Here is a 19,112-nt window from a genome sequence, read left to right on the forward strand (position 1 = left end):
TCGATGGATTTAGATACGCTTTTATCATTCGACTGGGGGGCAATGGCTCCAGAATTTATTATTTTAGGTACAGCAACATTGTTATCGGTAATCGATCTTTTTATGAAAAAAGAGGCGAGCCGAAAGCCGATCGCGTGGCTTGCAGGTGCGGGTGTTATCGCGGCGCTCGTTTCTGTTTTAATGCAACTTGATCACAAAGTAACGTCAATTTTGTTCGATACGTATCGGCTTGATTCGTTTTCCATTGCCTTTAAGATCTTGATGCTCCTTGGTACGGCTCTCGTTTTAGTTCTGGCATCGAGCTATAAAAAAGATGATATCGAGGAAAATCGAGGTGAGTTTTACTATTTGCTTCTGACTGCATTATTAGGAGCAATGATGATGGCGTCGAGTGCGGACATGATCACACTATTTGTCGGTCTCGAATTGCTTTCACTATCATCTTATATCATGGCAGGGCTTGAGAAACGCAATAAAAGAAGCAACGAGTCAGCCTTTAAATATGTTGTTTCAGGCGGAATCGCAACAGCGATCACATTGTTTGGAATGAGTTATGTTTTCGGTCTGACCGGAGAAACAAATTTGTTTTTGATTGCACAAAATATGCAGGATCCAGAAATATTAAAGCATGGGGTTCTGCTCGTATTCGCATTTTTTATGACATTTGCCGGGTTAACCTTCAAAATTGCAGCAGCCCCACTTCACATGTGGGCACCTGATGTATATGAGGGAGCACCTGTTCCAGTTACCGCATTTTTGAGTGTTGTATCAAAAACAGCTGGCTTTGTAATCTTGCTTAGGTTCATTATCATCACATTTATTGCCGCACCTGGAATCGATGGCGATCCGTTATTGCTGCAAGTTCAGCCATATGTAATGGTACTGGCAGCAGTGACGATGATCGTAGGTAACGTTACCGCTTTAAAACAGCGAAACATTAAGCGAATGTTTGCTTATTCATCTATTGCGCAAGCGGGATACATTTTAGTGCCGTTCGTATCCAACTCGTCTTTATTGTTTGAGCTCATCTGGTTCTACTTGCTGGCTTACTTGTTTATGAATATCGGTGCCTTTACCATTATTCAAGTTTTAACAACACAAGCGAAATCCAATGACATCAGCGTGTTCCGGTCACTGTTCAAGCGGTCGCCATGGCTCGCTGTACCGATGACGATCTTCCTCTTATCGCTTGCCGGTATTCCGATCACTGCAGGGTTTGTCGGAAAGTTTGGAATCTTCATGGGAGCACTCGGCGGACAGCCGGCTCATTACTGGATCGCAGGTGTTATGATGATAGGAACACTGATCTCCTATGTGTATTACTTTAATGTCATGGCAGTTATGTTTTTCCGTGACGGGGAAGTGGCGAAGATTTCCGTTCCTCCGGGCTTGGCAGCGGTTTTAGCATTTTGTGCTGTTTCAACAGTCATACTCGGCATCATGCCAGATCTCGCATTGAATTTCTTTTACGGAAACTTCGATATTAACGAATTTTTCATGCGAATTGAAGATATCACAGAGCATGTTCATTAACAAAGACTATACTTTCTTGGATTTCCCTGTCTGATAGAGATGGCAGGGGAATTTTTTGTTTGAAAATAAGTTAATCCCACACTTTTGATGAGGAATCGCAGACTTTTTTCTCTTAATCCAAGACTTTTTTATAGAGATTCCACACTTTTTCGGTGGAATCCCACACTTTTATTCTTAATAACCACGAGACAACAAAATTCGACAAACCGAGCATTGAAACATCAGCAAAAAAAACTCATTTTCAAACTCAAAAAAGTGATAAATTCAGCTTTTATAGCGGGCTACATCCCACAATTATTACAAAAAAATGAACAATGTTTAATAAAGCGTTTTCATAACAAAAAACTAGTGAAAAAGTAACTATCTAATATATGAGGAAAGAATTAATATTAAGGTTGTCGAAATATGTAATAGGAGGTCTGTACGACATGGTTCAAATAGGTCAAGAAGCTTTATTGCATATTATCGTACATTTGATTTTTTTAGTTATTGTTTGGTGGGCTATGCAAGCTTTCAATTTTGATGCATGGATCAGAAAAGGAAAAGTCGTTCAGGCACGAGTGCTGTATATTTTGTTTGTTATCAGCATAGCGAGTCTGGTGAGCGATTTCTTTTTAAAGTATTTACAGTTTTCCACGAATTTAAGTCAATTATTTGGATGATTTTGTTCACTTATAAGTAAACAGAATTGTCGGAATATGACTACAAGTTCCACGGATATCCTTCATCTCTTTGGCAACAATGAGAAATAGAGAGGATGTGCCGGGGATGAAAAAATGGACATTAGCGATTACAGCAATTTTGCTTACAATATGGATAACTTCTGGATATGCGAAAACAGACGATAAAACCAACGAAATTCCACATATAATAGACGTTTTAATAAAAGATGGTGCAAAGCCTGACAAATGGACGATGTATTTCAGAGGGAAATTAGGTTTTGATTCTAATGGACTAGGGTATTTAAATCAAGCAGAAGAGCTAAAACGCCAGTGGCCTGAATTTAATTGGGTGGTTTCAGAAGATGCATCTGGACATGAAAAATTATCCGGAGAGCTACGAAACGACGACCTGCAAGTAACCGAGAAGGTTACGGTTATCACTTACCCCCAAAAACAGCAAATGGAATCGTATTTTATTTATGCGGTTGAAGGACTTGTAAATACAAATCAAAATTGGAAAGAAATTAAACACTTGATGAATAACCGTACTAAAGACTCAATTGGAGGAAATCCCAATATTTTCTCTTGTGTCACGGGTACATACGGTGATAAAATGGTGGTTGATTTGTATTTTAAAGCAAATGAGCTGGTACAATCTTTTTCTGGAATTTCTGTAGAAGAACTAAAGGAAGAGACGTTTGTGTCACTGTCTGCATATACTGAGCAGTGGGAACAAGCGATTTACACTGGTCATAACCATAAAATGAATCTTCAGGTGGCGTTGAGAACTGAAGGAATGGGCAGTAAAACTACTGTCACAATTGGCACACCAATAATTACGTCTGAATATTAATATACAAATTGGACGCGGAGGGGAATATCGTTGGAAAAAATCATTGTCCGTGGTGGTAGGCGGTTAGAAGGCTCTGTACGAGTTGAAGGAGCTAAAAATGCCGTACTTCCTGTCATCGCAGCATCCATTTTAGCAAGTAAAGGCAAGAGTACGATTACAGAAGTACCAGCACTCGCTGATGTATTTACTATCAATGAAGTGTTACGTTATTTAAATCTTGATGTTGTCTTTGAAAATGGTCAAATCCATGTGGATGCTACAAACGAACTGAAAACAGAGGCACCTTTTGAATATGTAAGAAAAATGAGAGCATCATTCCTAGTAATGGGACCGTTGCTTGCGCGTGTGGGACTATCCCGTATCGCATTACCAGGCGGATGTGCAATCGGATCACGTCCGATTGACCAGCATCTTAAAGGCTTTGAAGCAATGGGTGCTTCCGTTAAGATCGGGAATGGCTTTATCGAAGCTAAAATCGATGGCAGATTGCAAGGCGCGAAAATCTATCTGGACTTCCCAAGTGTAGGAGCTACTGAGAATATCATGATGGCAGCAACACTTGCAGAAGGAACGACAGTAATCGAAAACGCAGCAAAAGAACCTGAGATTGTTTGCTTAGCGAACTACTTAAATGCTATGGGCGCAACCGTAATTGGTGCAGGTACAGGAACAATCCGTATCGTCGGTGCCGAAGAACTTGCAGGCGCAGAGCACGCAGTAATCGCTGACCGTATTGAAGCAGGAACATATATGGTAGCAGCAGCAATCACACAAGGTGACGTTTTAATCGAGAATGCAATTGCTGAGCATTTACGTCCATTAATTGCCAAAATGGAAGAAATGGGTGTTATGATTCATGAGGAAGGTCAAGGACTTCGTGTTCGCGGACCTGAAGAATTAAAACCTGTTGATATTAAAACAATGCCACACCCAGGGTTCCCGACAGATCTTCAGTCTCAAATGATGGCGCTGTTGCTTCGTGCAAACGGAACAAGCGTTATTACGGAAACTGTATTCGAAAATCGTTTCATGCACGTGGAAGAATTCCGCCGTATGAACGGGGATATCAAAATCGAAGGCCGTTCATCAGTAATTAACGGACCTGTTAACCTTCAAGGTGCAGAAGTAGCATCTACTGATCTTCGTGCCGGCGCAGCACTTGTACTTGCTGGGCTTGTCGCAGACGGTTACACACGTGTTACTGAATTGAAGCATATTGATCGTGGATATGTTGATTTTACAGGAAAACTAGCAGCATTAGGCGCTGATATCGAGCGTGTTAATGAAGATGTACAAACAAAACCAGCAAAAGAGCAATCATTAAAAAGTAATTTAGCATAATATTCTATTATATAAGAAGGAACCGGCTCAAAAAGTGGAATTTCCATTGGCGAGGCGGTTTTTTTGTTTTCATTTGTTATCAGAGCGCAATTTTTCGGTTAAAAAAATGACCTTTTTTCTTTGGATTATCACCTTATGCGTTTATGTGCGAAACTGGTAGATTTGTGTGCCAAACTCATGCGTTAATGTGGATTCGTGTAACAGATAAAATAACACGTACCGTAAAATCAACCAAAAAGTAAAGGGACAGGCCATAGCCAGCTTTCAATTATATAAACTGTTGTGTTTATTTCAAATCGAGTTCGGGAATCATAACCGTAAACCAATTTTCTATACAAGCAAATTAGAAAGGAAGTCGAACTCATGCTTTGGACAATAATCGGAATTCTGGTCGTACTTTGGTTATTAGGTGTAGTATTTAAAGTGGCAGGCGGTATTATTCATATCCTTCTCGTAATTGCACTGATTGTATTTTTGATCAACCTTTTTAGAGGCAGGAAGTCGAGATGACGAAGCAGCTAACCCATTAATAGGGTTAGCTGTTTTTTAATTTTTTATAGAATGGCTGAGCTGGTTTTTCACCTTAATTTTAGGGTGAGAAGCCGGCTTTTTTATTTGAATGGACGTTTTTCAACGAAACGTTTATTATCTTGTTCTTTTTTACCTAAATATCATTACAGATCCACGCGTTAATTGGCTTTTACTCTTCCCATTGCACTAGTCAAATATCGAACGAAACTAGCCCTAAAAGCCTATTTTTTAGCAAATCAGTGAATAAATAGTATTAAACTATCAAAATTTTTGAAATAGTTTGAAAGTTATATAAATGGTGGTAATATAAGTTCACTGGGCTTAAAAAAGCTTAGAATATACAGTGGAGCAAGGGGATTAAAGGATGAACAAGAAACTAGTTGCATGGGGTTTAACGCTTGGACTGGCAGTGAGTCCATTTGCAGGGGGACAAGCTTCTGCAGAAACACCTTTTAATGTTTTGTCTGTAAAAGAGTACAACAGCGTAACAGGTACACCTTCATTCGTATCAGGAAAATTAACTGCAGCATCCAGTCAATCAGCTAAAGATGTAGTTTTGTCCTATATACAAAAAGAATCGAAAACATTTAAGATCGGAAGTCAAAAAGCGCAAGATGCATTTGTAGTAAAATCTGTAACGAAAGATGAATCAGGGCGTCAAGTGGTTCGCCTTCAACAATCATATAAAGGTGTACCGGTTTGGGGATCAACACAAGTCGCTCATGTAAATGATAAAGGGGAGCTGGTTGTTTTCTCAGGAACTGTGATTCCGAATCTGCAGGACAAGCCTGGGTTAGGATTCGGTAAAAAGATTCCGTCATCAAAAGCAGTAACAATTGCGGTTGATGATCTTGGCTTTACACCAGATTATGAAAAGACACCAACTTCAGATTTAGTGGTGTATACAAATGGAGATCAAGCAAATTACGCTTATCTCGTTAACTTAAACTTCTTATCTCCGAAACCAGGGAACTATAACTATTTCGTAGATGCTAAAACAGGTGAGATCCTAAATTCCTATAATGATTTAGATGAAGCAAGCAGCGGCACGAAAGCACCTCCTGGAGGCGGCGGTGGAACATTAGTGGGCACAAACACAGTGGGATCTGGAACAGGTGTTTTAGGAGATACGAAATCTCTCAACACATTGTTATCCAGCGGAGTGTATTACTTACAGGACAATACGAGAGGCAACGGTATTTTTACATACGATGGTGCTAATCGTCAGCAGCTTCCCGGCAAGCTTTGGGCAGATGCGGATAATCAGTTCAACGCCACTTATGATAGAGCTGCTGTAGATGCACATTACTATGCAGGATCAACTTACGACTATTATAAGAACGTATTTGGCCGCAACTCTTATGACAATAATGGAGCTGCGCTAAAATCGACTGTTCATTATGGCAGAAACTATAACAATGCATTCTGGAACGGTTCACAAATGGTATACGGCGATGGAGACGGGTCGACGTTCATCTCCTTATCCGGCGGTCTGGATGTTGTTGCCCATGAATTAACGCATGCGGTAACAGACACTTCTTCAGATCTTATTTATCAAAACGAATCAGGTGCTCTAAACGAAGCAATTTCGGATATTTTCGGTACACTAGTTGAGTACTATAAAAATAACAACCCGGATTACGAGATTGGTGAAGATATCTATACACCAAACACGCCAAACGATGCCCTTCGTTCAATGAGTGATCCGACTAAATACGGCGATCCAGATCACTATTCTAAGCGCTACACAGGAACTAGTGACAACGGCGGCGTTCATACGAACAGCGGTATCATCAATAAGGCAGCCTACTTGCTGGCTGCTGGCGGCACACATTACGGTGTAACAGTATCGGGTATCGGAAACGATAAAGTAGGAGCGATCTATTACAGAGCAAACACGGTTTATTTAACAGCTTCTTCTACTTTCAGCCAAGCGAGAGCGGCGTTAGTACAAGCAGCCTCTGACCTTTACGGCGCTACTTCAGCAGAAGTGAATTCCGTGAAAAAATCTTACGACGCAGTTGGCGTAAACTAAATAAAGAAAGCCCTGATCTGTGCAATGCGGATCAGGGTTTTTTTCATCATTGGCTCTTTTAAATATCGCTGTTGAAATGGCAAAGAAAAACTGCGACACTCCTGCGGAAAAACAGGCTGCCGGGACACACAGGAGGTACGACGATGAGACTTGGCGGTTCGTCCGAGGAAAGGGAATGGATTTTCTGACTTCCAAGGATTATCAATACAATCAATTAAATGAGCTTTATCATTAAAAATAGCTTTCTTAAAGATAGTTGTTTTTGGATCGTATTTGTTCCTTTTCATCATAGATAGTTGATTGGAGTGTAAGGTGCGAGACTCCTCGAAAATGAAAATCACATTTTCTTCGTGCGATATATCGCTGCCGAAGCCTTCCTTGTCCTGCGGGAGCAGCGGGACAGGTGAGACACATCTGGTGCAAAGTGCCAAGTGGCTCACCGCACGCCCCGCGGAAAGCGAGCAACCTGGAACGGAAATCAAACACTTACAAGAGCAACAAAGTTTACGAAAACAGCCTTGAAAAAAGGTACGGAGCAACTTGTCTTTCATATTCTGCCTCATTTTTAATAAACTTCATTTATAACCCATTCACTGCCATTTTTCCTAATGGTCCGTTCTCATCGATAATGTCCTGAAGATCAAATACAGATATAACAAACATCGGAAACCCAAAAGCATATGCAGTTAAATCATACAACTGAAAGTAAATAACAAGAGCTTTATCCGCAATATAGAAGTCTTGATCCGGATTGATGCTTTTAAAAGGTTCGAGTGTGAAGATGTTTAATCTTTTAATTTGTTGTTTAATGTTCTGATTCAGAACCTGCACGTAATTGCTGTTCGTTTTAAATAAATCCTTCAAGCTGTACGTTCTTCCCGTCGTCAAATCCCACGTCAGAGACTTAATGTATGTCATGCCATGTGCGGCATGCGGGGTGTAAGCATAATTGCTAAAACCGATGCTCAGTATATTTTTTTCATTAGTTTTTACAGCGTACTCTCCATACATGCCAGGTCTTGCCTCAGGATTCTGCATCTCACCTAGCTGCTGGTTCATGTGAATGATTTGCTGATTCACGTGCTGCTTAATTCGCGGATTGATCTGCCCGTCTATTTGCGGATAATAAATCCTCATTTGATTATGCGAATACGTATGTGTCTGAACCAAAACAGGAGCTTCGAAATTTGTCATCACAGTCACCCCTTTAATGATCATCCATTTATTTTATGCGATGTTAGGCTTGTAACAGACACCGTGTAAACAAAACTCGTAAAAAAATAATAGACCTAATTAAATAATAAAAATACTAGTTTTCATGTTCTAATTCTTAGCTGTCTTGTATAAGTTGTATGGTAGAAACGTTATAGGAGGGCATCGAAAAAGTGAATATGAAAATGAAGCCATTGCTCTGGATCATCGCCATTTTTATTGCTGTTATCGTCCTCATTCCTGCCATACTTGTCCTGCCATTTTCGTCAGCACCTCCTGATTGGAAGAAAGAAAGCCAGGCTAAACCAGCTGAGAGAATGCTAGCTTTGGAAATCCCGCACTCGGACATTGTGGTACCTGTCTTTCGTAAATCCATCGATACGGTCGAAAACATTCCACTTGAAGAATACGTGACAGGTGTGGTAGCGAGTGAGATGCCGGCAGAGTTTGAGCTCGAAGCATTAAAAGCACAAGCCCTGACAGCGAGAACGTATATTGTAAAAACGATGTACGCTCAGTCAAAGGATGATAGCCTGCCAGCAGAAGCGGTCGTTTCCGATACGGTCATGCATCAAGTGTATAAAGGAAACGAAGAACTCAAAAACATATGGGGCGACGAATATGCTGAAAAGTTGTCAAAAGTCGTCAAAGCGGTTACCGCAACAAAAGGTCAGATTTTAACGTATGAAGGGCAGCCGATCCAAGCGAGTTTTTTCTCAATGAGCAACGGGTTCACGGTCGATTCTGAAGACTATTGGAAAAATAAGTACCCTTACTTAAGAAGTGTCGAAAGCCCATGGGATAAAAAAGCACCGAAATTCACACAGACGGTGCAAGTTCCAGTAACAACGGTAGAGGAAAAGTTAGGCGTTTCATTATCGAAGGATGGGAAGATCGGAAAAGTAGTTTCGTCTACGAGCGGGAAGCGGATCGGTAAATTCACAATCGGTAAAAAGGAGTTTACCGGTAAAGAAATAAGAGAGAAGCTAGAACTCCGGTCAACCGATTTTCAGATGACGAAAAAAGGCAAGCAAGTCACGATCACCACAAAGGGATACGGCCATGGAGTGGGAATGAGCCAGTACGGTGCGAACGGAATGGCGAAAGAAGGAAAGACGTATAAAGACATACTAAACTATTATTATAAAGGAATCGCGATTGCTGACTACAAACCACTCGTGGACAAAGGAGTAGCGTATCAAAAATAAAAGAATAGTAAAAAAGAAGGGGGGTCTGTCCCGGGACAGACCCCCTTCTTTAAAACCGCATTGTGCCAGGAGGGATGATGCGGTTTTTCTTTTGTGAGTATGTCGGATATTGTCTGTTCGTGCTTATGTTGGACAAAAGTGTGCCATTATCTATTAAAAGTGTGAGATTGTCCTTCAAAAGCATGGATATGTGATGAAAAAATGTGGATACACAACTAATAAATATGGATATGCCCATTTAGGATCACAACAAAGCCCTGTTTTAGCTCTCAAAACAAGGTTTTTCTTTATGTCGAAAAAAACTTTCAAAAAAATTTCCCACTAAAGTATATATTTTCAGAATTCTGTTCAAACTTGTTGCTGAGGTGATGAAAAATGAAAGAAGAAGAAAAACAAACAAAAAAACCAGTTTCTATGAAAGGTAAGAAGATGATGAAAAAACGTTGGGTATATCCTGCAGTTTATCTTAGCTTTGCCGCAGTCATTTTAACATCTGTTCTATGGTATCAAAACGATGCGAAAAACGAAAAGGAGAACACAACTCCGAAAAGTGCATTAGAAGATAATGGAGCAGCTGTACCTGTTTCACTCACAAAGGAAAAATTCCAAATGCCAGTAGCTGACCCTGAAGCCGTTGAAGTGGTAAAAGATTTCTTCAGCAGTGATTCTACAGCAGAAGAACAAGAAGCAGCTCTAGTATTCTATAACAATATCTACTATCAAAACCGCGGTGTGGATCTAGCAGCTGATAACGGAAAAACGTTTGACGTAACTGCCGCTTTAAGCGGGAATGTTGTAAAAGTAGCAAAAGACCCTGCACTAGGCTGGGTAGTAGAAGTTGAACATGACAAAGGTGTTGTAACACACTATTCATCACTCGCAGCAGCGTCTGTTAAAGAAGGCGACCAAGTAAAACAAGGCATGGTTCTTGGACAAGCTGGTCAGAATGCATATGACAAGGATTCAAAAATTCATGCTCATTTTGAAGTACGCAAAGACGGTGAAGCAGTTGATCCTATGATGGCTGTAAACCAATCCGTTGCACAGCTTGCGAGCGACGTAAACAGTCAGCGTAAGGAAATGAAGAAGCAAGAAGAAAAGAAAGCCGAAGAGCAAAAAGAGCAAAAACCAGCTGAAGAAAAGAAACCAGCAGAACCAAAAGCTGATGATAAAGGCAGCAAAGACATGAAAGATGAAGGCAAAAGCGGGAAAGATGGCAAAGATGCCAACATGGAAAAAGAATCTTCATCCCAGTCTTCAGAAGACAGTGACGCTGCACCATCAGATACAAAAACATCTGCAGATGATTCAGGTGCAAATGATTAATAAAAGACAAGCTGACTCTAATGTGGTTAATCCCGCAATGGAGTCAGTTTTTTATTTTTTACAAGGAATTATGTGGGTTTTTTCACGAAAATGGACATTTCCCCTTGTCCCAGTTGAGATTTAGGCATATAACGAAAACTTGGTTAATAAGATGTTACAAAACCTACAATTCAATTGAGGGTGAGCGGTGAGAAATCGTACTATGGCTGCGGTGGAAAAAGGGGAATGGATGTTGTAACTTATAAGCCGAAGATGACAACAAAACTTGTCACGTAGCTTGATCATACAAGTCTCTATCGCATCTCTCACATCCATTTTAGGGAGGCGAGTGGTGTGCACGATTACATCAAAGAGCGAACCATCAAGATAGGACGGTATATCGTGGAGACAAGAAAGACAGTTCGCATGATCGCAAAAGAATTCGGGGTTTCCAAAAGCACGGTGCATAAAGACCTCACCGAGCGGCTGCCTGAAATTAATCCAGATCTTGCAAATAACGTAAAAGAAATCCTCGAATACCATAAGTCCATCCGCCACTTAAGGGGTGGAGAAGCAACGCGCGTAAAATATAAAAAAGGCGCAGAGGAAGTTGTTCAATAACCCTACAAGTATATGCAAATTGACACTAAAAACGTTAAGTGCCATGTAAAAACGTCTATTTGTTGAATTTTTGACAATTTTTTTCCTTGTTCGACAATCTTATGCTATAATGATAAATTGGATAGAACTTCGATTTTTTACTATAAATGTCATTATAATGTATGGACTGTTTAACAGGGAGGATAAAAAAATGCTTACAAGGGACGTTGGAATTGACCTTGGTACCGCTAATGTACTGATTTACGTAAAAGGAAAAGGGATCGTACTCGATGAACCATCAGTCGTCGCGATCGACACGAACACTGGGAAAGCGCTTGCTGTTGGAGAAGAAGCACGCCGCATGGTAGGTCGTACACCAGGTAATATCGTAGCGATTCGCCCGTTGAAAGACGGCGTTATCGCAGATTTTGAAGTAACAGAGCAAATGCTGAAACACTTTATTAACAAAATTAAAGTGAAGGGCGTGTTTGCCAAACCAAGAATCTTAATCTGCACACCGACTAACATCACGTCTGTTGAGCAAAAAGCCATTAGAGAAGCGGCGCAAAAGTGCGGCGCGAAGCATATCTTTTTAGAAGAAGAGCCTAAAGTAGCTGCGATCGGGGCGGGGATGGATATCTTCCAGCCGAGCGGTAATATGGTTGTGGACATCGGTGGTGGCACAACTGATATTGCTGTCTTGAGTATGGGCGATATTGTCACCTCCTCTTCTATTAAAATGGCAGGGGACAAGTTCGATGCTGAAATTCTTCAGTACATAAAGAAGGAATATAAGCTATTGATCGGTGAACGTACGGCTGAAAACATTAAGCTGAACGTGGCGACAGTCTATCCTGGTGCTCGTGAAGAAGAGCTTGAAATCCGCGGACGCGACATGGTTTCTGGATTGCCGCGCACGATCACAGTGCATTCAAGAGAGATTCAAAAGGCATTAATGGAGCCTGTAATGGTCCTTGTACAAGCAGCGAAAAGCGTTTTGGAGAAAACACCACCAGAACTTTCAGCTGACATCATCGACCGCGGCATCATGCTGACTGGCGGAGGAGCCCTCCTTCACGGAATCGATAAGTTATTTGCCGAAGAGTTAAAAGTACCTGTATTGATTGCAGAAGAGCCAATGAGAGCAGTAGCACAAGGAACTGGCTTAATGCTTGAACATATGGATAAAATCGCGAAAAGAAAAGTGTTTTAATAAAGGGAAACTGGCTGAAACGTGTGGATTTTGCACGAGTTAGCCAGTTTTTTGTTTATGTAGCTTTGATCCGATCCCAAATTTGATTAAGTGAGCTGTTATGGCCATATATCCACGATAAATTCGATTAATTCCACGTTAAATGGGATAAAACCCACGAACTGACAAAATTCGACTCTCGCGCGCAATTTCAAAAACTCACAAATGAATATCAAATTTCTTTAATAGATCTTGAAACGCAGGTCGTTCATTCCCATCTCTTCCGATGACATGTGCAGCCGTCACTAATGAATTTAACACGGATTCTTCCACCGACTCTACGACAGCGCGGAAGGTCTCGTCCATATCTTCCTCATGAATGGTTGGGATCGTTAAACAGTGAGATGGCTTGTTATGAGGAATTTTAGTGGCGGTTGAAAAACTAATAACGACTTCTCCACTGCCATGAGTGATGATCGATCCTGTTCGCGATAACCCAGCAACAGCTCTTTTATTGATTCGATTGAGCTGACGTTCTGAAACCGGCAGATCGGTAGCAATGATGATCATAATCGATCCTTTATCTTTTTCCTCCCAAGATCTGAGCAGAGCTTCTTTCAGTTCTTGCCCGATCGCTCTGCCGTTAATCATAAGATCACTAAGAATACCAAAGTTAGATAGCACGAGCACGCCAACTGTATATTCCCCATGTTCAAATGAAAGGCGTCTGGATGCAGATCCGATTCCTCCTTTTAAGGAATAACAAAGCATGCCCGTTCCCGCGCCGGCACTTCCTTCCAAAAATTCAGTAGAAGCATTGTGAATGGCTTTGAAAACATGCTCTTTTTTAACGAATTGAGCGCGGACATCATTAAGCAGCATGTCGTTACATTCTCCAACAATCGGATTTACGGTTCCGGTTGAACGACCGATTTCCGGATTATGCTTAAGCATGTATTGGATCAATGCGTCGGCGGCTGTTCCGATACTTAATGTATTCGTTAAAATGATCGGCGTTTCTAAAACACCTAATTCCTGCATTTGAATCGTTCCCATGGTTTTCCCAAAACCGTTGATGACATGACTGGAGGCAATCAATTTTTCCTTAAAGGTGTTGCCGGGGTGGGGAATGATAGCCGTAACTCCCGTTTGCATGCCGCCTTCACTAAGTGTTACATGACCGACTGTAACGCCTTTTATATCTGTAATTGCATTTAAGGGACCTGTTTTAAGGCGTCCTATTTTTACTCCATAATCTCGTATTCGTTTTTGATGAAACATAAAGCAATCACCTTCTAATCAATTGGTAAAAGATTTCTTTTATTCTATCATGAGCAGCAGCCAATCTTTATGGGAACATTAATTTAGTACAAATTCCTCATTTTAAAAAGGAAATCGTCAATGTTCGCAGAATTGTATTAAGGAATGTAAAAAACTGTCGATATTTACGAAGAGACATTTTGTGTCCATATTACGATTACAGGAGGAATACTCCATGTTAAGAGGTTTTTACAACGCTGCATCCGGAATGCTGGCACAGCAGCGCAAACAAGAGATATTAACAAACAATATGGCAAATGCCAATACACCTGGATATAAAGCGGACACTGCGAGTCTGCGCACTTTTCCTACAATGCTGCTGCAGCATATGGGAAATACAAAAATGAACGGCAAGTCCATTCCGAACAACTACTCACTAGGGCAAGTCGGGCTTGGAACAGGAGTCTATGTTCAAGAAACGACTCCGAACTTCCTGCAAGGCGATCTTAGTGAAACAGGGATCAAAACGGATCTCGCGCTTTTACAAAGCCAAGTACCATTAGATCCTGAAACGAACACACCAGGCGGATTGTTTTTTCGAATAAATGTTAATGGTGAAGAGCGCTTTACCCGTAACGGACATTTTTCCGTTGATGCATCAGGCGATTTAGTGACAGCTGAAGGCTACTATGTTCTCGGAAAAGATGGAAACCGCATCAACGTAACGAATGAAAATTTTTCAGTGAATAAAGATGGTACAGTTCTCGATAACGGAAGGGTGGCAGGTCAGATCGATGTTGCCCTTGTAGCAAACCCTAATAATCTTGTAAAAGAAGGAAACGGACTTTTCAAGCTGAACAGCGGAACTGCAGAGAGCGCGATCGGTAACCCAGGAGCGGCTTTTCAGCTGCAGCAAGGATTTGTGGAGCGTTCTAATGTAAATGTAGAATCTACGATGACAGATATGCTGACGGCGTACCGTGCCTTTGAAGCAAATCAAAAAGTTCTGCAAGCTTATGATCGTTCGATGGAAAAAGCAGTAAACGAAGTCGGCCGAATAGGCTAGGAGGAAAATTCATGAATCAATCTATGATTTCAGCAGCGGTGACAATGGGGCAGCTTCAGCAAAAGCTCGATACCATTTCAAATAATATGGCGAACAGCAACACAAACGGCTATAAACGACGCGATGTTCAATTTTCCGATCTGCTCGTTCAGCAGATTGAAAGTAAGCAGCTGAATGAGGCTGAAGAAGGACGTACGACTCCTAATGGAATAAGACTAGGAACGGGTGCACGCGCTTCTTCTACTTCTGTAAGTCTAGATGCTGGTACACTTCAGCAAACTGGACGTACACTGGATATCGCGCTGAATCAGCCGGGAATGTTTTTTCAAATTCAGACTGCAGAAGGTACACAATACACGAGAAATGGTGCGTTTTACTTATCACCTTCTGCAAATAGTCCTGACTCTATGGAACTCGTAACATCTGAAGGCAATCGGGTAATGGGTGTAAATGGCCCGATTACGATTCCAGCTGACCACCAGAAAATTTCCATTGGACAAAATGGTCAAGTTTCGGTAACGTTAAATAATGGAACAGTTGTTGAATCAGGGCAGCTTTCACTCGTAAATATTGTTCGGCCGCAGCTCATGCTTGCAGTTGGGCAAAATTTTCAAGCTCCGCAAGGTATCCCGTTGAATCAGATGCTTCAGCAAGTAAATGCCGGATCAGGAAACTTTGTGCAGCAAGGAGTTCTGGAGTCATCTAACGTGGATATTTCTAAAGAAATGACTGACATGATTCAAACACAACGTTCTTATCAATTTAATGCGCGTTCTCTTACAATGGCTGACCAGATGATGGGGTTAGTTAACGGGCTTCGCTAAATGAGGTAGGTTTATATGATGCCGAACGAAATTCAAGATATGAATAAAAATGAAAATAAACCGAAAACACAGCGTTATCAAGAGCGCGAGAAATCTTCGCGTGACGAGAAAAAGAAGCTGGTCAACAGTGGAAGAAAAAGAAGCTTCCCGATTTGGCTGCGGTTACTGCTATTGGTATGCGGGATTATCGTATGTTTTGTTGTGGGCACAATGGTAGGGTATGGCGTTCTAGGCGACGGCAAACCAATGAATGTGTTTGAAAAAGAAACATGGACGCATATCGTCGACCTTGTAGAAAAAGACATGTAAAGATATAATAGGGAAACAATGGCTTTAATGCTTTTCGCACCTGTCATTGTTTTTCTTTTGACGTTGAATTAGTACCAGGTAACAGTACCAAGTTATAATGCGTATCGATAAGCTATGTTGTTTTGGAAGTAGTTGATTTCCGTTGCAGGCTGCTCGCCTGTCCCGCAGGACAAGGAAGGCATCGGCAGCGATATATCGCACGAAGAAAATAAGATTTTCATTTTCGAGGATTCTCGCACCTTCCTCTCCAATCAACTAATCAATGAAGAGAATTCACAAAATACAACCCAAAACAACTATATAAAACATAAAAAAGAAGAAGATGAAAGGTGGAAGAACCATGTTAACGATTGAAGAAATTAAAGAAATTATCCCTCACCGCTACCCATTTTTGCTGATTGACCGCATCTTAGAAGTAGATGAGGGACAGCGTGCAGTCGGAATTAAAAATGTAACAGCTAATGAAGAGTTCTTTAACGGACACTTCCCGGAATATCCGGTCATGCCTGGTGTGCTCATCGTTGAAGCTTTGGCACAAGTAGGTGCAGTGGCTATGCTGAAAAAAGAAGAGAACCGCGGACGCCTAGCATTCTTTGCAGGCATCGACAACTGCCGTTTTAAAAAGCAGGTCGTTCCTGGAGATCAGCTTCGATTGGAAGTAGAAATGACGCGAGTACGCGGATCAATAGGAAAAGGTAAAGGCATCGCAACCGTTGACGGTCAAGTCGCATGCGAAGTGGAAATCACGTTCGCGTTAGGTAAGTAGGAGACAGACAGGGGGACAGACCCCAGACAAATACAAAACCAAGAGTTTGTATTTGTGGGGTGGACACTGGACACCGAGGAAAGGGAAAGAGCCAAAAGTGAATGCACTTTTGGCTCTTTCTTTTACTTACTTGTTTTGAAGACTGTTTTTACAACACAAAAAACCAGCTCCATGATGGTGTTCACCACATTGAGCCAGCTCTTTTCTTCTATATTTCTCTATTAACTAGTCTATTTCGCAGCCACACACGGATTTTTACGCATAATCCCTTCAGCCGTCTCCCACAATCGTGGAAGAAACTCCAAAACTTTTTCGCCTCGGCGCAGTAAGTCATCCGAACTCGTAATGCCAAGGTCTCTCAAAACAGCATCGAAATTAGGATTCAGTTCGCGCTGCAGCTCCGCATCCCCATCAACAGCCAATATTTTATGGCAGCGTGCGAATGTCGCGACGATCCAGAACACGACCTCCCGATGATTTCCATTCCGAATTTGTTCACGGCTTCCATCAATCGCGATCGACCGTGCTTCCGCTGTAATATCGGAACTAAAAAAGAACGGCGTCTTCGCAACGGCGGCTGCTGCATCAAATGTTCGTTCAAGCGCATCAAGATGTTCTTCCACACGTTCGGCACTCATATCCGCACATCCTAATAAATGAAGCAGCTTCGCGTATACATCTTCGTATCCATATTCCATCAATACTTCCCGTGCGGCAAGATAGCGCAAGCGGATCGTTGGATTCCTTAGCGCCGCCACTAAAAGGACATGCGTTGTAACCCCAGCAGGGAACATCCAGTTCGTCACTTGATCATGCCAAGGTAAAGAAATATCAAAATCGCTCAATCCGTTTTCAACCCTGATTCTAGCATCCTCACAGCGGCGGCGCACCCACACTTTTTCCGCAAAGTGGCGCGATACGAGTTTATGAAGCTTGCTCAAATGACCAGTCGGATCAGCAATAATTGTATTAACGCGAAAGCTTCCAGCTAAATGATAAGATGATAACACCTCATCGACCGACTTCAACTGGTTCCAAGCCAAGTAAGTAACTTCGATTAATGCATCTTGAAAAATAAATTTTCCAAGTTTCAGAGGAGGATCGTCCAGAGCTGTAACAATCACAACGTCTACGTCAGATCCAACAGGCAGTTCCGCATTTGAAGGCATAGATACAGTAGATCCGCTAAAATAAGCACCGCGAAACCAAGCTTCATCACTTGCAAACTGCATCACCCAATCAGATGCGGCCGCGCGCGCTGTTTTAATTTTCATTCGTATCACCTGCACTTTTTTATTTCGCTTTTGCCACGATTCCGTTATGAACTTTTATATATCCGTGCTTCATAATATCCAATCCGTTCTCGTATAAATAAAGACCCATCTGTTCAAGTGTCATCAGCTCGCGGTACGTATGGTTCATCACGTCAGCCATGATCTCATAGTACAGCTTCGACCGCAGCTGTGCGCGCGGTGTCGTCATCACGATATAGCCGCCCGGTTTTAAAAACTTCCGGTGCCATTCTACGACTTCCGCTTTCATCGAGTCAGGGAAATGTTCGAGCAAGCCGACACTCAGAACAATATCAAATTCTTGGCCAAATGGAAGGTTGCGAATATCATCCACAACATATGAAATATTAAAATCATCTTTATAATAAACTTTGTCGCCGCCTGTGCTTGGATTTTTTCCTAAAAACGGATAGGAATCAGGAAACTCACCAAAGCGCTCATCCCTGCAAAACGGATCATAATCAACTAAAACCACTTCTCCTCCAGGATACATTGCTGATAACTGCATTGCTTCATATCCTTCAGCAGCACCAAGAAAAAGAATACGGGGCCTTTGAACGTCCAATCCCTCAAACAATGCTCGTTTTCCTCGAGGATCCCAAATGCCATCTTGAATGCGATGAGCATAATTCCAAAGATGGATCCTCGCATAATCACCAAGCGCAGCCTTTACCTCTGAAGGTTTAAAGCTTTTTAAACTATGAAAAAAAGCGCTCTTCTTAGCATCCATTTCAGCGGGGACATCCTTTATGAACCACTCATGAAACGATTGATTAAACATCGTCCATGAAGTATGAACTGGCAGCATCTCGCCATGCTCCTTTTCCCACTCCGTTTTTTCTTTTGAAAAACTAGTAACCTCGTAAGGCTTGCCGATATTTTTCCAAGAAACTTGAGACCAATCATTCACCGTATTTACTTTTACAAATTTGTTGTACTCTTTCTGATTATATTGACGCAAATCCATACGAAAAGAAGGCGTCATTTCCGTTTGGCCGAGCGTTACAGGTCGATTAACAGCCGTTTCAAGCATATTTTTCACTCCTTAAGGATCTTACCTTACTAATTCCAAAAAAGTGCGCAAAACCCTTTAATTTTACGGCATCATGCTAAAATATAAGAA

General features: G+C 41.6%; 19 protein-coding genes. 14 read left to right on the forward strand and 5 right to left on the reverse strand.

All coding sequences use genetic code 11. The features are described from left to right. Positions 1-3 precede the first annotated feature (3 nt). The 6 genes from nuoN (at position 4) to RGB74_RS01375 (ending at position 6,955) form a co-directional block, all read left to right on the forward strand. Positions 4-1,533 (forward strand): NADH-quinone oxidoreductase subunit NuoN, encoded by a 1,530-nt coding sequence (gene nuoN / locus RGB74_RS01350; protein WP_310761196.1) that lies wholly within the window; start codon positions 4-6, stop codon positions 1,531-1,533. Positions 1,534-1,961: 428 nt separating this feature from the next. Continuing rightward, positions 1,962-2,195 (forward strand): DUF1146 family protein, encoded by a 234-nt coding sequence (locus tag RGB74_RS01355; RefSeq protein ID WP_310761197.1) that lies wholly within the window; start codon positions 1,962-1,964, stop codon positions 2,193-2,195. 106 nt (positions 2,196-2,301) lie between these two features. Then, positions 2,302-3,048: a YwmB family TATA-box binding protein gene (locus RGB74_RS01360; RefSeq protein ID WP_310761198.1), complete on the forward strand. Its 747-nt coding sequence runs from the start codon at positions 2,302-2,304 to the stop codon at positions 3,046-3,048. 30 nt (positions 3,049-3,078) lie between these two features. After that, a complete protein-coding gene (gene murA / locus RGB74_RS01365) occupies positions 3,079-4,389 on the forward strand; it encodes a UDP-N-acetylglucosamine 1-carboxyvinyltransferase (protein ID WP_310761199.1) in 1,311 nt (436 codons plus the stop codon). A gap of 363 nt (positions 4,390-4,752) precedes the next feature. Then, positions 4,753-4,899, forward strand: a complete 147-nt coding sequence (locus RGB74_RS01370) for a lmo0937 family membrane protein (protein WP_310761200.1) — start codon at positions 4,753-4,755, stop codon at positions 4,897-4,899. 385 nt (positions 4,900-5,284) lie between these two features. After that, positions 5,285-6,955 (forward strand): M4 family metallopeptidase, encoded by a 1,671-nt coding sequence (locus RGB74_RS01375; RefSeq protein WP_310761201.1) that lies wholly within the window; start codon positions 5,285-5,287, stop codon positions 6,953-6,955. Here the strand turns inward: RGB74_RS01375 and RGB74_RS01380 are convergent. Both RGB74_RS01380 and RGB74_RS01385 read right to left on the reverse strand, forming a co-directional pair. Further along, positions 6,952-7,506 (reverse strand): hypothetical protein, encoded by a 555-nt coding sequence (locus RGB74_RS01380; protein ID WP_310761202.1) that lies wholly within the window; start codon positions 7,504-7,506, stop codon positions 6,952-6,954. The genes RGB74_RS01375 and RGB74_RS01380 overlap by 4 nt on opposite strands. Before the next feature lie 28 nt (positions 7,507-7,534). Further along, on the reverse strand, positions 7,535-8,149 hold the full coding sequence (locus RGB74_RS01385; RefSeq protein WP_310761203.1) for a DUF3298 and DUF4163 domain-containing protein: 615 nt from the start codon (positions 8,147-8,149) through the stop codon (positions 7,535-7,537). Between the two features lie 197 nt (positions 8,150-8,346). Between RGB74_RS01385 and spoIID the strand changes: the two genes are divergently transcribed. From spoIID to RGB74_RS01405, 4 genes are all read left to right on the forward strand, one after another. Then, positions 8,347-9,375 carry a stage II sporulation protein D gene (gene spoIID / locus RGB74_RS01390; RefSeq protein WP_310762958.1) on the forward strand — a complete coding sequence of 343 codons (1,029 nt, stop codon included), beginning with the start codon at positions 8,347-8,349 and terminating at the stop codon, positions 9,373-9,375. 375 nt (positions 9,376-9,750) lie between these two features. After that, the gene (locus RGB74_RS01395) at positions 9,751-10,701 is read left to right on the forward strand and encodes a stage II sporulation protein SpoIIQ (RefSeq protein WP_310761205.1); all 951 of its coding nucleotides are present in this window, start codon (positions 9,751-9,753) and stop codon (positions 10,699-10,701) included. 333 nt (positions 10,702-11,034) lie between these two features. After that, positions 11,035-11,301, forward strand: a complete 267-nt coding sequence (spoIIID, locus tag RGB74_RS01400) for a sporulation transcriptional regulator SpoIIID (RefSeq protein ID WP_026677325.1) — start codon at positions 11,035-11,037, stop codon at positions 11,299-11,301. A 190-nt stretch (positions 11,302-11,491) separates the two neighbouring features. Further along, positions 11,492-12,493: a rod shape-determining protein gene (locus RGB74_RS01405; RefSeq protein ID WP_310761206.1), complete on the forward strand. Its 1,002-nt coding sequence runs from the start codon at positions 11,492-11,494 to the stop codon at positions 12,491-12,493. 198 nt (positions 12,494-12,691) lie between these two features. On the opposite strand, the gene RGB74_RS01410 is transcribed toward RGB74_RS01405, so the two are convergent. Next, entirely contained in the window at positions 12,692-13,753 is a 1,062-nt protein-coding gene (locus RGB74_RS01410) for a DmpA family aminopeptidase (protein ID WP_310761207.1), read from the reverse strand. A gap of 214 nt (positions 13,754-13,967) precedes the next feature. On the opposite strand from RGB74_RS01410, the gene RGB74_RS01415 reads away from it, so the two are divergent. The 4 genes from RGB74_RS01415 to fabZ all read left to right on the forward strand — a co-directional run bounded on the left by RGB74_RS01415 (position 13,968) and on the right by fabZ (position 16,697). After that, on the forward strand, positions 13,968-14,798 hold the full coding sequence (locus RGB74_RS01415) for a flagellar hook-basal body protein (protein WP_310761208.1): 831 nt from the start codon (positions 13,968-13,970) through the stop codon (positions 14,796-14,798). Positions 14,799-14,809: 11 nt separating this feature from the next. Further along, on the forward strand, positions 14,810-15,622 hold the full coding sequence (locus RGB74_RS01420; RefSeq protein ID WP_310761209.1) for a flagellar hook-basal body protein: 813 nt from the start codon (positions 14,810-14,812) through the stop codon (positions 15,620-15,622). 15 nt (positions 15,623-15,637) lie between these two features. Next, positions 15,638-15,931 carry a DNA-directed RNA polymerase subunit beta gene (locus RGB74_RS01425; RefSeq protein WP_310761210.1) on the forward strand — a complete coding sequence of 98 codons (294 nt, stop codon included), beginning with the start codon at positions 15,638-15,640 and terminating at the stop codon, positions 15,929-15,931. A gap of 340 nt (positions 15,932-16,271) precedes the next feature. After that, positions 16,272-16,697 (forward strand): 3-hydroxyacyl-ACP dehydratase FabZ, encoded by a 426-nt coding sequence (gene fabZ / locus RGB74_RS01430; protein ID WP_310761211.1) that lies wholly within the window; start codon positions 16,272-16,274, stop codon positions 16,695-16,697. Between the two features lie 230 nt (positions 16,698-16,927). On the opposite strand, the gene RGB74_RS01435 is transcribed toward fabZ, so the two are convergent. Continuing rightward, on the reverse strand, positions 16,928-17,971 hold the full coding sequence (locus RGB74_RS01435) for a hypothetical protein (protein WP_310761212.1): 1,044 nt from the start codon (positions 17,969-17,971) through the stop codon (positions 16,928-16,930). 19 nt (positions 17,972-17,990) lie between these two features. Then, positions 17,991-19,022 (reverse strand): class I SAM-dependent methyltransferase, encoded by a 1,032-nt coding sequence (locus tag RGB74_RS01440; RefSeq protein ID WP_310761213.1) that lies wholly within the window; start codon positions 19,020-19,022, stop codon positions 17,991-17,993. Between the last annotated feature and the right edge of the window lie 90 nt (positions 19,023-19,112).

Origin of the sequence: Bacillus sp. NEB1478, from assembly GCF_031582965.1 — a bacterium.
In the GTDB taxonomy this organism is placed as follows: Bacteria; Bacillota; Bacilli; order Bacillales; family Fictibacillaceae; genus Fictibacillus.

Coding starts and splice junctions, on each gene's coding strand:
- nuoN (WP_310761196.1), top strand. CDS start 4: ATGGATTTAGATACGCTTTTATCATTCGACTGGGGGGCAATGGCTCCA.
- RGB74_RS01355 (WP_310761197.1), top strand. CDS start 1,962: ATGGTTCAAATAGGTCAAGAAGCTTTATTGCATATTATCGTACATTTG.
- RGB74_RS01360 (WP_310761198.1), top strand. CDS start 2,302: ATGAAAAAATGGACATTAGCGATTACAGCAATTTTGCTTACAATATGG.
- RGB74_RS01370 (WP_310761200.1), top strand. CDS start 4,753: ATGCTTTGGACAATAATCGGAATTCTGGTCGTACTTTGGTTATTAGGT.
- RGB74_RS01375 (WP_310761201.1), top strand. CDS start 5,285: ATGAACAAGAAACTAGTTGCATGGGGTTTAACGCTTGGACTGGCAGTG.
- RGB74_RS01380 (WP_310761202.1), bottom strand. CDS start 7,506: ATGAAAGACAAGTTGCTCCGTACCTTTTTTCAAGGCTGTTTTCGTAAA.
- RGB74_RS01385 (WP_310761203.1), bottom strand. CDS start 8,149: ATGACAAATTTCGAAGCTCCTGTTTTGGTTCAGACACATACGTATTCG.
- spoIID (WP_310762958.1), top strand. CDS start 8,347: ATGAAAATGAAGCCATTGCTCTGGATCATCGCCATTTTTATTGCTGTT.
- RGB74_RS01395 (WP_310761205.1), top strand. CDS start 9,751: ATGAAAGAAGAAGAAAAACAAACAAAAAAACCAGTTTCTATGAAAGGT.
- RGB74_RS01405 (WP_310761206.1), top strand. CDS start 11,492: ATGCTTACAAGGGACGTTGGAATTGACCTTGGTACCGCTAATGTACTG.
- RGB74_RS01410 (WP_310761207.1), bottom strand. CDS start 13,753: ATGTTTCATCAAAAACGAATACGAGATTATGGAGTAAAAATAGGACGC.
- RGB74_RS01415 (WP_310761208.1), top strand. CDS start 13,968: ATGTTAAGAGGTTTTTACAACGCTGCATCCGGAATGCTGGCACAGCAG.
- RGB74_RS01420 (WP_310761209.1), top strand. CDS start 14,810: ATGAATCAATCTATGATTTCAGCAGCGGTGACAATGGGGCAGCTTCAG.
- RGB74_RS01425 (WP_310761210.1), top strand. CDS start 15,638: ATGATGCCGAACGAAATTCAAGATATGAATAAAAATGAAAATAAACCG.
- fabZ (WP_310761211.1), top strand. CDS start 16,272: ATGTTAACGATTGAAGAAATTAAAGAAATTATCCCTCACCGCTACCCA.
- RGB74_RS01435 (WP_310761212.1), bottom strand. CDS start 17,971: ATGAAAATTAAAACAGCGCGCGCGGCCGCATCTGATTGGGTGATGCAG.
- RGB74_RS01440 (WP_310761213.1), bottom strand. CDS start 19,022: ATGCTTGAAACGGCTGTTAATCGACCTGTAACGCTCGGCCAAACGGAA.